Below are 14,404 nucleotides of genomic sequence, written 5' to 3' on the forward strand. Positions count from 1 at the left end.
GGATTCGGCGCATATTGATACAGATTAATCCCACCCAATAACCCAATTGGGTCAGGCATGATAAAACGGCCTATCTGTGGGTCGTAGAATCGGAAGGTATTAAAGTGCAGCCCCGTTTCATTGTCAAAATATTGTCCGGCATAGCGTAGATTTTGCTCAAAGGACGCCATCACACGTTCAGGGTCAGAGTAGAAACTTAATGGGCTATTGCGAACAAAACCAAAGCGTTCATATTTCCCTGACCATAGCGTATTGCCTTGTGCATTGGTGACTTCAAGTGGGGCGCTGTTAATATCGCAGTGGTGCCAGTAATAATGAAAACCACTGGATTGTTTCACGATAATGGCAAGAGGGGTATAACTGCCGTGCTCTTCGTAGCAATAAGTTTGGTGTTTACCAGTATTGAGATCCTGCTCTTGCAGTAACCGTAGCCCTTGCCAAATAAAATGCGTCTCTTGTCGTTTAACTTGGCCACTTTCTCGGTTTTCAACGGTTTTGTGAATACGACGGCCCAGAGCATCGTAGTGGTATTGGGCTTTTATGCCTTGATTATGAGCGATAACCAGACGATTATCACCATCATAAGCATAGGTTTGTGGTGATTGGTTACGGTAACGGCGAGCAATAACATTACCATAGGCATCATACTGATAGTGCCACCCTTGAAATTGACGTAATTTATCTCCTTGAGGACTCAGCGCTAAAGTAGGGGAGTGTTCAGCATCCATTTCGGATTGTGGGCGTTCGAGTAGATTATCCGCGCGATCGTAAAACAGCATAGCATCAAGGTTTTCACTACTGGCGACTTTTTTTAAACGTTGCTCTGAGTCATACAGGTATTCTACCCAACCTCGATAGGTGTCTTCCATGGCACCAAGATTATCTTGGGGATCATAAAACCACTTACGCCATAAAGTAATACCATTTAATGGATGTTGCTTATCACGCGAGCTGAAAGTGCTAATGGTTCGCCCCAGTTTATCGTATTGCCGATATTGGGTGAGCTCTCCTTGAGTTCGACTGATTTCACGGTGTAGGTCGTCACGTTCAAATTCAGTAATTAACTGAGAGCGACTATCAACAAGGTGGTTGATAGCCGTGGCATGCCCAGAGCCATAATAGAGCCAGTTGAGGCTGTCACCTTGAGGTAACGTCAGACGGCTTAGGTTATTGAGTTCATCATAATTAAATTCGACGATATCGTCGCCTGTTTGTTCACGAATAATGCGGCCAAGTGCATCGTAGGTAAAGTGGACTTGATTCGCTTGCAAACCCATTTCAAGACCACGTTGATTAGGTTGTTTGCTGGCGACCAATAGGCGGTTCATACTATCCCATTGATATTGATAGCGATCAGTTAAGGTCTCACGTTTGACAAGGTTACCCGCCGCATCATAGTCGAGTAATATTGTGCGTGGTGCAGATGTGAAGACTCGGTCGCCTAAGTGAGCTTCTTCAACCAGTCGTCCAGCGACGTTATAGGTGTATTGGAGTAGCGTCTCATCAGGACGTATTTCTTCGACTAACCGATCTTCGGCATCACGATTGAGGAGATAACGCCCGCCATTGGCATTTTCAATTGAAATTAATGCACCTTGTGCATTGTAATGGTAGTAGATATGCCGAGCGAGTTTATCAATTTCTGTGGTGACACGACCAAAGGCGTTGTATTGCCATTGACGCGGGGTATTGTCATTGCGTTGATGATGAGTAAGTAATCCTGCTGCATTCCATGCCAGTTGCACGGTAGAATTATCGGGCAATATGATGCGAGTGAGGTGTCCCGCCTCATTGTACTGGTACTCGGTGGCTTCCTGTAAAGCGCTGGTTTGAGAAACAACACGGCCTTCATCATCATAACACCAAATATGTTGTTTGCCTGAGCAATCAGTATGGCGCAGTAATTGCCCACGTTTGTTCCAGAGAAGCTCACTGCGTCCTTGCTTGGCATCAATGCGTATAGTGGGGCGCAATGTGGTTTTAAAGTCATAGCGGTATTCGGTGATCTGATGAAGGGGAGAAACTTCCTTAATCAGTCGCCCAAAACTGTCATACGCTAAACGCGACTCTGTGTTATCCGGCCAAAATACAGTGATAAGGCGCTCGCGTTCATTCTGATATTGCCAACGCGTTTGGTTACCATTACCATCCGTTATGCTGAGTAGTCGGCCCAATGCGTCCCATTCACTAATATGTGTATGACCCAACGCATTGCGACAACCGCAAGGTAATCCAAACTCATCCCAAATTAGCGCCGTTTTAATGCCTGTACGGTCGATATAATGAATAATTTGGTGATCATGATTAAGTTGCCAAAATGAGGTTGAACCATCGTGCCAATAAGCGGTTCGTGTGAGGTTGATATCATCATATTCAAGACGATAGCTTTCGCCTTCGCTGGTTTTGTTTTCAATCACTCGCCAAAGATTATCTTCTGAAAGTGCCCAGCGGTATTCACTGCGTAAGCCATATTTATCGCTATGCCACGCCATAACACCGGCATCAGTCCACCCAAATTGGCGATAAGGGTGATTTGTCTGTTGCTCAACACGTATTAATTGGGCACTTTCGTTGTAAAAATAAGCACATAGACGACGGCGTATCTGATGGGGGTTTACTTGATAGACTGCAGTAAGACGCGATACGGTCTTTTCAGCAAGTTGAAAAGATTGATATTCACACTCGATATTGAGATCACCACATCCCGTAATATGGATCAGTTGGTGGTGCTCGTTGTAATGGAAGCGCTGCTCGTTTCCCACATTATCAACGATATGACTTAAACGACTATAACCTTTGTCATCAAAAGGGGGATAATGATAGCGTAGCTCACCAGAATCTTGAAACGTCCAACTGTCATCCTCATGGTGGATGATCCAGCCTTGAGCAGCTTCGTTAAAGTTACGGTGTCCGAGTGGAATGTCAGGAAATGGAAGGATATCACCGGATAGATTTTGCCAAACAAAGCCATCTTCGCTTTTAATTAGCTGGCTTTCCCAAAAGAAACTCCAACCTCGACCGAGTGCACCCTCATAGCAATAGCTACTTAAGTAATTGCGTTGCCAATAAAGTGGTAATTCCGCCTCATAGCTAAAATCCAATTCATCTTCGTCATTGAGGATTTTTTGTCCACCAATCACTTCAACAGGGCGGGTTAAGATGCCAATGGCCGGAATAGCGAGACTAAGCCCAGTAAAAATCTTGCCATAACGACAAGCAAAGCGACTTATTTTGGCACTACCCGGTAATTTGCTCCACAACTTCGCTACTGCGCCGGGGCCTTTGGCTGCCGCTGAACCAAAACTTAGGAAACCGGCAAACAACATCGTGAGATCGGATGCGGTGGTAACCCAAGAGGGAATTTCAGGTTCAATATCTTCGGTTGCTTGTGTACCACCACCAATCCGGACATTAGGGGAGCCTTCCATAATAGTGGCGTCACAGGTGGTTTTATCACCGACCCGAGAGGCTGGAAAACCGTTGATATAGACACTACCGGAGCCTTGAGCGATTTGGCGTTCACTGTTTTCTTTATCACATTTGACGTTGCTACGGGTGGACATTGCGGCAGGCTTGCCGTTAATACGAACATTTTTGGAGCCGTCAAGGATTTCCCCACAGGGGCTTAAAGATTTTGAACCTGTTTCAACACATTTATCCCGAACCCAGTCGGCTAATAGGGTAGTTCCGTAACCGACGGCGATGGAAGCACCAATGGCAAGCACGCCAATACCAATGCAGCTTGCAGCAATACCCGCACCCATTAATACACCAGAAATCATGGCGCCACCGATGGCGATAGCAGCGCCTAATATAGTACCAACGAGCATCCCCCACATGGATTTTGAGTGACCGATAATATCTCCAACCCTTGCCGCCTCTAACATAGTGATTATCCCCTTGGTTGAAAACTCGATAGCAAGGTGTTCATCCATGTCCATTGTGTATCATTAAAAGCGTGTGGGGAGGACATGGTAAATATAAGAACTTGAGTATCAGTAAGGGGATAAACGGCCTGTATTTGATAAACTTGTTGTTTTTTGTTGGGGCGATAGCGAGAGCTGATTAAATATCCTTGGATCAGATCTTGCCCCAGCATGGAGGGTTTTTCTTCTAAGAGTTGCCACTCTTTTAATGAACGTTGTAACAGTGCTTTTTGATTAAGAATATACTCTTCAAAGGATAGGTCTTTTGCTTTATCATCTCGTGAGATATTGACCGCATGACCAGTAGGTGAAATCAGAATATTGATAGTTTGTTCTTTGTAGCCATCAGGTAATAGCACACTGCCTTCAGAAAAAACACAACGCGATTCATTATTCATTTAAATTCCTTTTAATAACCTTCTCATTGTAAATAATGCCATTATTGAGAATAATACGAAGTAGTATGTAATAAGTTAAGATCTTAGTTAAATCAATATAACGTTAAATTAAAATAAGGAAAATTCATTTTTTCTTCTATCATAGAAAATAATTTAAAAAGAAGGGTTGTGTCACAAATGAGAAGATTAAAATTATATTAATTAAGGATTGCAATGAAACTATTTAATGGGAAATTATAAGGATTAAAATGTAATAAATTGTTTTTATTGAAATATACGCATTTTATTATTTTTTGATTATCAATATATAATCTATTTTATTTTTAAGTAAAAACACATTAAATGAGTGGAATGCAAATTTAATGTATAAATTAGATATTCAATTATATTAAAGTTATTTATTATAAAATAAAACAGCATAAACTTTCGATAAGTCTCGTAGAGTTTATGCTGCTTTTGTTAGTATTTAAACGTGAAGAAAACCGAATAATACTAAATAATGATAAAGCTATTTATTACACATTAAACAAGAAGTTCATCACATCGCCATCTTGCACGATATAATCTTTACCTTCCGCACGCATTTTACCGGCTTCTTTCGCACCTTGTTCACCACCATAAGTGATAAAGTCATTATATGAGATGGTTTGGGCGCGGATAAAACCTTTTTCAAAGTCAGTATGGATCTTACCTGCAGCTTGTGGGGCAGTTGCACCTACAGGGATTGTCCAAGCACGGACTTCTTTTACACCAGCGGTAAAGTAAGTTTGTAAATCGAGTAACGCATAACCTGCACGGATAACACGGTTTAAGCCCGGCTCTTCGATGCCTAAATCTTGCATAAACTCTTCGCGCTCTTCATCGTCTAGCTCTGCAATATCTGCTTCGATAGCAGCACAAACAGGAACAACAACAGAGCCTTCGGCTTCAGCGATTTTACGTACCGTATCAAGATAAGGATTATTTTCGAAACCATCTTCATTGACGTTGGCAATATACATGGTTGGTTTCAGGGTTAAAAAGCTTAAATAACGGATAATCGCTTTTTCTTCATCACTTAAATCTAATGCACGCAACATACCGGCTTTTTCTAAGTGCGGTAAACATTTCTCTAAAACTTCCATCTCTGCTTTAGCAACTTTATCACCACCTTTGGCTTTTTTCTGATTACGATGCATTGCTCGTTCACAGGTATCTAAATCAGAAAGCGCTAATTCGGTATTAATTGTTTCAATATCTTCAGCAGGATCGACTTTACCCGCCACATGCACAATATTGTCATTTTCAAAACAACGCACGACATGGCCGATAGCTTCAGTTTCGCGGATATTGGTAAGGAATTGGTTACCTAAGCCTTCACCTTTAGATGCGCCTTTAACCAAACCTGCAATATCAACAAACTCCATTGTTGTGGGTAACACTCGTTGTGGTTTTACAATTTCTGCTAACTTATCTAAGCGAGGATCAGGCATGGGTACAACACCTGTATTTGGCTCAATAGTACAGAATGGGAAGTTGGCTGCCTCAATACCTGCCTTAGTTAAGGCATTAAACAGTGTAGATTTCCCTACGTTAGGCAGACCGACGATACCACATTTAAATCCCATAAACGTTCACCTTGTCACATAAAAAACAACAGGAAAGGGGGAGCTCCTGTTGTGTGCTGTTAAAAAAATTGGCGCTATTATAGAACAAATCCCTGTTTGATTAAATCATCAGGGATTAATTGCGCAAAAGAAAAGGGCATGGCATTGCCCAGTTAACTTATTTGATACACCAATAGCTTTATTGATAGGGGTTAAGCTTTAAAGCTATGTAAACGATTAATGGCTTTTTCGTAACCATCACGCATCAGAATATCTGTACAAGCAAGGGCTTCATCAATTGCATCATCAATAAGTTTTTGCTCACTTGTTGGTGGTTTACCTAACACAAAACCGACCACTTTGTTTTTATCACCGGGATGACCAATCCCAATACGTAATCGATAAAAATTGGGGTTATTGCTAAATTTACTCTGAATATCTTTTAGTCCGTTATGGCCACCATTACCGCCACCCAATTTCATTTTTACCACACCCGGTGGTAAATCCAGTTCATCATGTGCAACCAATATTTCATCGGGTTGAATACGATAAAAATTTGCCATCGCTAATACCGCTTTACCACTTAAATTCATAAAAGTGGTAGGGACTAATAAACGAACATCATTACCATTTAAATTAATACGAGCGGTATAGCCGAAGAATTTGCTCTCTTCTTTTAGAGATTGTTGATGACGTTGAGCCAATAAATCAACATACCAAGCACCCGCATTATGGCGAGTCTGGGCATAATCAGCACCGGGGTTGGCTAACCCGACGATAAGTTTAATTTTACTCACAATTGCCTTTCACTGTTATCGTCTTAAAAGAAAGCATCTAGTTTACCTTTCTCTGTCAAGAAGCACAAAATAGATTGTCATGATTATTTTGTTGAAATCTTTCTAGGAGAGAATACTTATTATTTATAGGGCAAAAAGAGCGAAACAGGCGTATTAGCACCGATAAATGATTTACAAAAGCAATAAAACACATTTTTTGCAAAGAATTGTCAATAATTTTCAGAGCATGTGATCACTGCGACAATACCTTTTTAGTCTTTATGGCTATAATAACTACAATGAATAAAAGGTTATTCGATGTATTTTGGTGTTGAATCGTCTGACGACGCGCTTGGAGGTGCAACATGAAATATAAACATGCTTTTGCCGTTGGCAATTTATTGATGGCTATCGGTATGGTGCTTATGCTCGGTAGTCTTGGTTATAATCTTCTTAGCCATATTTTTCCATTAGGGCTACCTGATATTTTATCTGATGCTTCGCTAATGGGGATCTTTATTGGTGCACTTGTTTGGTTAGCAGGGGCTCGTATTGGTGGTAGAGAAACCGTTGCAGAAAGATATTGGTGGTTGCGTAATCATGACGAACGTTATCGTCGCCATGATAATCATCGTTATCCATAACAGTGTGGGCATCAATAAAATATAGATAAAATCATAATTCATAATAGAGTAAGAATAGATAATAAGTAACTCATTGTCGTTAATATGCAGATAATACATATCTAAAGACCCGCTGATAAAGTGAGCGCGGGTTTTTTATTGTTTAAATATTTTATCTTAAAAAGATAACAAAAAACCCGCTATAACATAGGCTATAGCGGGTTTAATTATCTCAAAGTACGATATTAAATCGACAAATTAATGTTCGAACATCGCAGAAATTGACTCTTCATTACTGATACGACGAATGGCTTCAGCCAACATACCAGACAAGGTCAATGAGCGGACTTTATTTAATGCTTTGATTTCTGCTGACAATGGAATTGTATCGCAGACAACCACTTCATCAATAACAGAGCTTCTGATGTTCTCAACAGCATTACCAGAGAAAATAGGGTGAGTCGCGTAAGCAAATACACGTTTAGCACCACGTTCTTTCAGCGCTTCTGCTGCTTTACATAATGTACCACCTGTATCGATCATATCGTCAACAAGGATACAGTCGCGATTAGCAACGTCACCGATAATATGCATAACTTGAGAAACGTTAGCACGAGGGCGACGTTTATCAATAATTGCCATATCAGTATCATTCAGAAGTTTAGCGATAGCTCGAGCGCGAACAACACCGCCAATATCTGGAGAAACAACAATAGGGTTGTCCAATTCTTTTTGAAGCATATCTTCTAAAAGGATCGGGCTGCCGAAGACATTGTCAACCGGTACATCAAAGAACCCTTGGATTTGTTCTGCATGTAAGTCGCAGGTTAAAACACGGTCTACGCCTACACTAGATAAGAAATCCGCAACAACTTTAGCCGTGATAGGAACACGGGCTGAACGAACACGGCGATCCTGACGGGCATAGCCGAAGTAAGGAATAACAGCAGTGATACGACCAGCGGAAGCTCGACGTAATGCATCAACCATGACCACTAATTCCATTAAGTTATCATTAGTTGGTGCGCAGGTTGATTGAATGATAAAAACATCACCACCACGTACGTTTTCGTTGATTTGCACACTGACTTCACCGTCGCTAAAACGACCTACAGCAGCGTCTCCTAAGCTAGTATAGAGTCGATTGGCAACACGTTGAGCCAGTTCCGGGGTTGCGTTACCAGCAAAAAGCTTCATATCGGGCACGAGAAAAACCTCAGGCTTGCGTCCAGAGAGAGATATTGTTGACCTGTAAAGAACGTGTTTATCAACATAGGGTTTGTAAACATCATAGTTACGGGTGCAATAACACAGGTATCCTTGAGCGGAATAAATGCACAGGGGAAATGTTAACGCCTTGCGCCACAAATCCGTGCACCCACTCAGGGGCGTTAATTAACACTTCACTAGCGGCCTCTTGCGATTCAAACTCACCGAATACACAAGCACCTGTCCCAGTTAAGCGTGACGGTGCATATTCTAACAGCCACGAAAGCAGATATTCAACCTCACGAAAACGTTTTCTTGCGATCATTTCACAGTCATTTGCAAACGGAGCCTGTAATAATGCGCCCAGAGAGCGAATAGGCGAATTACGTTTTAATTCTGGATCTGTGAAGATTGTCGGGGTTGGGATAGAAATTCCGGGGTGAGCAACTAAATACCAACACTCTTTGGGTGATGCCGGGGTTAATATTTCACCAACACCCTCAGCAAAAGCGGCATGCCCTTTAACAAATACCGGCACATCTGCGCCTAACGTCACGCCGAGTGTGGCTAATGTTTCATCGCTTAGGCCTGCTTGCCAATGGTAATTAAGGGCTATGAGTGTTGTCGCAGCATTGGAAGAGCCTCCCCCTAAACCTCCTCCCATGGGCAGTTTTTTATCAATACTAATATCTGCCCCTTGATAGCGTAGGGGAATATGGTGCTGATGACAGTATTGACGTAATAATTTGGCTGCTTTAATAATCAGATTATCTTCATCTGCAACCCCTTCAACGGGGGTTAAGATGGTTAACTGCGTATCATTACGGGGCGTAAAAGTTAGCGTATCGCCATAATCTAAAAATTGAAATAAGGTTTGTAGATTATGGTAACCATCGGGGCGTTTCCCGGTAATGTAGAGAAAAAGATTTAATTTGGCAGGAGAGGGCCAACTTAGTGTCATTGCTGTATATCCCAGTTATCCATTTTTAATTTTATCGTGCGTTCACCTTGTTTTAATTCAAGGCGCTGTGGCAAGTTCGGTGTTATTGCGGTGTCATAGGATTGGTAGGTTACCACCCAATCACCTTCTGGGGTTGGCCATGTAACTGATTTTAAAAGATGATTTGCATCGAGTTCAAAATCCGTGGCATCACCCGGTAAACCAATTAACCAAGCGCGTAAATTTTTTAAAGGGATCACCATACCGGTGAGCTGATAAATCATTTCAGTTGGATTGTCACTATAATACTTTTTACCACCATTATCAGTCACTTCAATCACACCAGGCATCACATTTAAGTCTAGCTCTGTCGTCCCCAATGGATTGGTTAAAAGTAAGCGATAGCGATCGGTATCTTTATCTTGCCAATAGAAACGTGCGTAAGTTTTATAGGTGCCTTCAATGTAAGCGAAGGCGCCACGTGTCTCATATTGTGAAATCTTATTTAATGCTTGTTGACGCGATTGCCATTGAACATCGTTATCTGACGCTGAACCTTGTGTTTGTATATTATTTAAATTACATGCACTTAGTAGCAGCGCAGCTAGCGGAAGGAGACGCAAAAGTGATTTGGTTGGAAAAATGCGTGAGCGCATAGCTGAGATATTCCTTACATTCGTTCTTTGTTGCAAAAAAGCGTATCATAAACGCGAAGATATAACGATATTTCGTTAAATAGTCGATTGAATTTGCCTATCATACAAGTAAGCACTTTTATTGAAAGAGTTCATCAAGTAGAATGGCGGCAATGAAGAGTCCATACTAAATGCGCTGTTTTAGGTTTATACTAAGTCAAGTCGCGAGTCGGTATTTATTCATAACTCAATTATAAGATATGACGTTATTAGCATTAGGTATTAATCACAAAACAGCCCCCGTAGCGTTACGTGAGAAAGTCTCTTTTTCTCCTGATACCATGGGTGACGCCTTAAATAACTTGTTACAGCAACCTGCTGTAAGAGGTGGTGTAGTGCTGTCTACTTGTAACCGTACTGAGCTTTATCTGAGTCTAGAAGATAAAGAAAATAGCCATGAACAACTGATCAGTTGGTTATGTCAGTATCACCAAATTGAGCCTCATGAGCTTAAAAATAGTGTTTATTGGCATCAAGATAATCAAGCAGTGAGCCACCTGATGCGCGTTGCTAGTGGTTTAGATTCTTTGGTATTAGGTGAACCGCAAATTTTAGGGCAAGTCAAAAAAGCGTTTGCCGATTCTCAAAATTATCACTCGCTCTCTTCAGAGCTGGAACGTCTGTTTCAGAAATCCTTTTCAGTTGCGAAAAGAGTGAGAACAGAGACCCAAATTGGTGCTAATGCTGTTTCTGTCGCTTTTGCTGCCTGTACTTTAGCGCGCCAAATCTTTGAGTCATTATCATCATTGACTATCTTATTGGTCGGTGCGGGTGAAACGATTGAATTAGTGGCGCGTCATTTACGTGAACATCAAGTCAAAAAAATCATTATTGCTAATCGCACCAAAGAGCGAGCGCAACGTTTAGCGAATGAAGTTGACGCTGAGGTTATCACTTTATCTGATATTGATGAGTCACTTTCTCAAGCGGATATTGTGATCAGTTCAACAGCAAGTCCGTTGCCTATTATTGGCAAAGGCATGGTAGAAAGGGCGTTAAAGAAACGTCGTAATCAACCAATGCTACTTGTTGATATTGCTGTGCCTCGTGATATTGAACAAGATATTGAAAAACTGAGTAACGTTTATCTTTATAGTGTTGATGATTTAGAAGCTATCATTCAGCATAACCGTGAACAGCGCCAAGCCGCAGCCATTGAAGCTGAACATATCGTGCAACAAGAGAGTGGCCAATTTATGGATTGGTTACGTGCTCAAGGTGCTGTCGGGGCGATTAGAGAATATCGCGATAGTGCAGAAATGTTACGTGCAGAAATGGCAGAAAAAGCGATTGCATTGATACAAAATGGCGCTGATGCAGAAAAAGTGATCCAACAGCTTTCTCATCAGTTGATGAATCGCCTTATTCATACACCAACCAAATCTCTTCAACAGGCTGCCAGTGATGGTGATATTGAACGCCTGAATCTCTTACGTGAAAGTTTGGGTATTACCCATAATTAACTTTATCTAACAGGATCTTAATCTACGAATGAAGCCTTCTATTGTCGCTAAGTTGGAAGCTCTACAAGAGCGTTATGAAGAAATTCAAGCACTTCTAGCAGAAGCTGATGTTATTGCCTCTCAGGAGCGTTTTCGTGCGCTTTCAAAAGAGTATGCTCAATTAACGGATGTCACATCTTGTTATCGTCAATGGCGAAAAGTGCAAGATGATATGGAAGCGGCAGAAATGATGCTTGATGATCCTGAAATGAAAGAGATGGCTCAAGAAGAGCTAAAAGAAGCACAAAGCGTCAATGAGGAGCTAGAACAGCAACTTCAAGTACTGTTATTACCTAAAGATCCTGATGATGAGTTCAACTGTTTCCTTGAAATTCGTGCCGGAACGGGTGGTGATGAAGCCGCACTTTTCGCCGGTGACCTATTCCGTATGTATAGCCGTTATGCCGAAGCACGTCGTTGGCGTATTGAAGTGATGAATGCAAACGAAGGCGAACATGGCGGTTATAAAGAGATCATTGCCAAAGTGATTGGTGATGGTGCTTATGGGGTACTGAAATTTGAATCAGGCGGACATCGTGTACAACGCGTGCCTGAAACAGAATCTCAAGGACGCATTCATACTTCTGCTTGTACAGTTGCGGTATTGCCTGAAGTGCCAGAAGCGGAATTACCTGAAATTAGCCCAAGTGATTTACGTATTGATACTTTTCGCTCATCAGGGGCGGGTGGTCAGCACGTAAATACCACGGATTCGGCCATCCGTATTACGCATATCCCGACAGGCATTGTGGTAGAGTGTCAGGATGAGCGTTCTCAACATAAAAACAAAGCGAAAGCAATGTCAGTATTAGGTGCGCGTATTCGTGCTGCCGAAGTACAAAAACGTCAAGAAGCCGAAGCATCTGAACGCCGTAACTTATTAGGTTCAGGAGATCGTTCTGATCGTATTAGAACTTATAATTTCCCACAAGGTCGCGTGACGGATCATCGCATAAACCTTACGCTTTACCGGTTAGATGAGGTGATGGAAGGTAAACTAGATGCACTTATTCAACCTATTGTCACTGAATATCAAGCCGATCAGCTATCCGCTTTATCTGAGCAAGATTAATGAATTATAAACAATGGCTGCATCAAGCAGCCTTGCAATTAATTGATAGTGACAGCCCAAAGCGGGACGCAGAAATTCTATTAGGGCACGTAACAAAACGTGCTCGTACTTATTTGATTGCTTTTAGTGAAACTGTACTTTTAGAAGATGAGCTAGTGCAATTGTCATCCCTCCTTGCTCGACGTATAAAGGGCGAGCCTATCGCTTATTTAGTAGGAGAGAGAGAATTTTGGTCACTACCTTTAAAAGTCTCTCCTGCAACACTTATCCCTCGGCCTGATACCGAATGTCTAGTTGAAAAAGCATTAGAGAAACTCTCTGCACAAGCAAGTCGAATTTTAGATTTAGGTACGGGGACAGGGGCTATTGCTTTAGCGATAGCTTCGGAACGTTCTGACTGTCGTGTCCTTGGTGTTGATTTTCAACCAGAAGCGGTAGCATTAGCGACAGAAAATGCACAACATTTGGCACTTAGCAACGTAGAATTTATGGAAAGTTGCTGGTTTAGTTCACTCTCTGGTTATCAATTTGATATGATAATCAGCAATCCTCCTTATATTGATGAAGAAGATGAACATCTTTCTCAAGGAGACGTTCGCTTTGAGCCATTAACCGCATTGGTCGCGGCAGATCATGGTTTTGCTGATATTGAGCTTATTATTACAAATGCCCGTCAGTTTTTAGCTAATAACGGTTGGGTATTAATAGAGCATGGTTGGCAGCAAGGTGAAAGAGTACGTAATATTTTTATTGATAAGGGTTACTGCTGCGTGGAAACTTTCCGTGATTACGGCGGTAATGAGCGAGTGACAGTAGGTCGTTGGAATGATGATAGAAACCATAGCTGATTACGAATTTAACAAAGCCCCTTTGGTTAAGGGTATGATCCTTATCTCTCAGGCAATTCGCCCAGATTTTCCGGTCACTTCAGTTGGCTATCAATTGGCACAGCTGGTGGAGCAAGCAGAAGCGGAAATTCCCCACCAAGCCAGTATACAAGAGAGAATTGATGCACTGCTGAAGCTATTTTATAAACAATGGCATTTCAGTGGTGCAAGTGGCAAATATTGTCTTTCTGATACGTTATGGTTAGATAAAGTATTGGCCACTCATATTGGTTCACCTGTGTCATTAGGTTCCATTTTAATTTATATTGCACAGGCAATAAATTTACCGTTAGCGCCAGTTATTTTTCCTACACAGTTAATTATCAGAATAGATATTCCGGATGAAAAACCACTTTTCTTAAATCCCATTAATGGTGAATATCTTTCTCGTCATACTTTAGACGTTTGGCTAAAAGGTAATGTAGGCAGTACATCTGAGCTATCAGCATCCGATCTAGAAGAGTCAGAACACAGTTCTATTATTCGCAAGTTATTAGATACACTCAAAGTCTCTTTAATGGAAGAAAAGAAGATGGAGCAGGCACTTAAGACCAGTGAAACGGTATTATTGTTTGATCCAGAAGATCCCTATGAAATACGTGATCGTGGGCTGATTTATGCTCAATTAGAGTGTAATCATGTGGCATTGTCTGACCTTAACTACTTTGTTGAACAGTGTCCGGAAGATCCCATTTCAGAGATGATTAAAATTCAAATTCATTCAATAGAACAGCATCCTGTTGTTTTACATTAAAATTTAATCCCGTACTGGGTATATAACGGTACATGG

General features: G+C 41.5%; 12 protein-coding genes. 5 read left to right on the forward strand and 7 right to left on the reverse strand.

The annotated features are described in order from the left end of the window. The 4 genes from ACYUCW_RS13780 to pth all read right to left on the reverse strand — a co-directional run. Positions 1–3,941: RHS repeat-associated core domain-containing protein (locus tag ACYUCW_RS13780; protein ID WP_460408809.1), on the reverse strand; the 3,941-nt coding region annotated here is incomplete at its 3' end. Then, entirely contained in the window at positions 3,893–4,324 is a 432-nt protein-coding gene (locus ACYUCW_RS13785; protein ID WP_017628162.1) for a DcrB-related protein, read from the reverse strand. The genes ACYUCW_RS13780 and ACYUCW_RS13785, both read right to left, overlap by 49 nt. 515 nt (positions 4,325–4,839) lie before the next feature. Continuing rightward, complete coding sequence (gene ychF, locus ACYUCW_RS13790) at positions 4,840–5,931, reverse strand: redox-regulated ATPase YchF (protein WP_004242658.1); 1,092 nt, start codon at positions 5,929–5,931, stop codon at positions 4,840–4,842. Positions 5,932–6,122: 191 nt separating this feature from the next. Beyond that, positions 6,123–6,707, reverse strand: coding sequence for an aminoacyl-tRNA hydrolase (gene pth / locus ACYUCW_RS13795; protein ID WP_004242660.1), 585 nt, complete (start codon positions 6,705–6,707; stop codon positions 6,123–6,125). A gap of 344 nt (positions 6,708–7,051) precedes the next feature. Between pth and ychH the strand changes: the two genes are divergently transcribed. Next, the gene (gene ychH, locus ACYUCW_RS13800; RefSeq protein ID WP_004242663.1) at positions 7,052–7,330 is read left to right on the forward strand and encodes a stress-induced protein YchH; all 279 of its coding nucleotides are present in this window, start codon (positions 7,052–7,054) and stop codon (positions 7,328–7,330) included. A 237-nt stretch (positions 7,331–7,567) separates the two neighbouring features. On the opposite strand, the gene prs is transcribed toward ychH, so the two are convergent. The 3 genes from prs to lolB all read right to left on the reverse strand — a co-directional run bounded on the left by prs (position 7,568) and on the right by lolB (position 10,114). After that, positions 7,568–8,515 carry a ribose-phosphate diphosphokinase gene (gene prs, locus ACYUCW_RS13805; protein ID WP_004242665.1) on the reverse strand — a complete coding sequence of 316 codons (948 nt, stop codon included), beginning with the start codon at positions 8,513–8,515 and terminating at the stop codon, positions 7,568–7,570. An 88-nt stretch (positions 8,516–8,603) separates the two neighbouring features. Continuing rightward, positions 8,604–9,479 carry a 4-(cytidine 5'-diphospho)-2-C-methyl-D-erythritol kinase gene (gene ispE / locus ACYUCW_RS13810; RefSeq protein ID WP_004247961.1) on the reverse strand — a complete coding sequence of 292 codons (876 nt, stop codon included), beginning with the start codon at positions 9,477–9,479 and terminating at the stop codon, positions 8,604–8,606. After that, the gene (gene lolB / locus ACYUCW_RS13815; protein ID WP_004242669.1) at positions 9,476–10,114 is read right to left on the reverse strand and encodes a lipoprotein insertase outer membrane protein LolB; all 639 of its coding nucleotides are present in this window, start codon (positions 10,112–10,114) and stop codon (positions 9,476–9,478) included. The genes ispE and lolB overlap by 4 nt, the downstream gene beginning before the upstream one ends. A gap of 239 nt (positions 10,115–10,353) precedes the next feature. Between lolB and hemA the strand changes: the two genes are divergently transcribed. The 4 genes from hemA to sirB1 are packed head-to-tail and all read left to right on the forward strand — an operon-like array spanning position 10,354 to position 14,368. After that, on the forward strand, positions 10,354–11,616 hold the full coding sequence (hemA, locus tag ACYUCW_RS13820; protein ID WP_004242677.1) for a glutamyl-tRNA reductase: 1,263 nt from the start codon (positions 10,354–10,356) through the stop codon (positions 11,614–11,616). A gap of 28 nt (positions 11,617–11,644) precedes the next feature. Further along, positions 11,645–12,727, forward strand: a complete 1,083-nt coding sequence (gene prfA / locus ACYUCW_RS13825; protein ID WP_004242680.1) for a peptide chain release factor 1 — start codon at positions 11,645–11,647, stop codon at positions 12,725–12,727. Then, the gene (gene prmC / locus ACYUCW_RS13830; RefSeq protein ID WP_004247962.1) at positions 12,727–13,575 is read left to right on the forward strand and encodes a peptide chain release factor N(5)-glutamine methyltransferase; all 849 of its coding nucleotides are present in this window, start codon (positions 12,727–12,729) and stop codon (positions 13,573–13,575) included. Before prfA ends, prmC begins: the two co-directional genes overlap by 1 nt. Further along, positions 13,553–14,368: an invasion regulator SirB1 gene (gene sirB1 / locus ACYUCW_RS13835; protein WP_004242688.1), complete on the forward strand. Its 816-nt coding sequence runs from the start codon at positions 13,553–13,555 to the stop codon at positions 14,366–14,368. The genes prmC and sirB1 overlap by 23 nt, the downstream gene beginning before the upstream one ends. Positions 14,369–14,404 lie beyond the last annotated feature (36 nt).

Source organism: Proteus sp. MB838 (assembly GCF_054767435.1).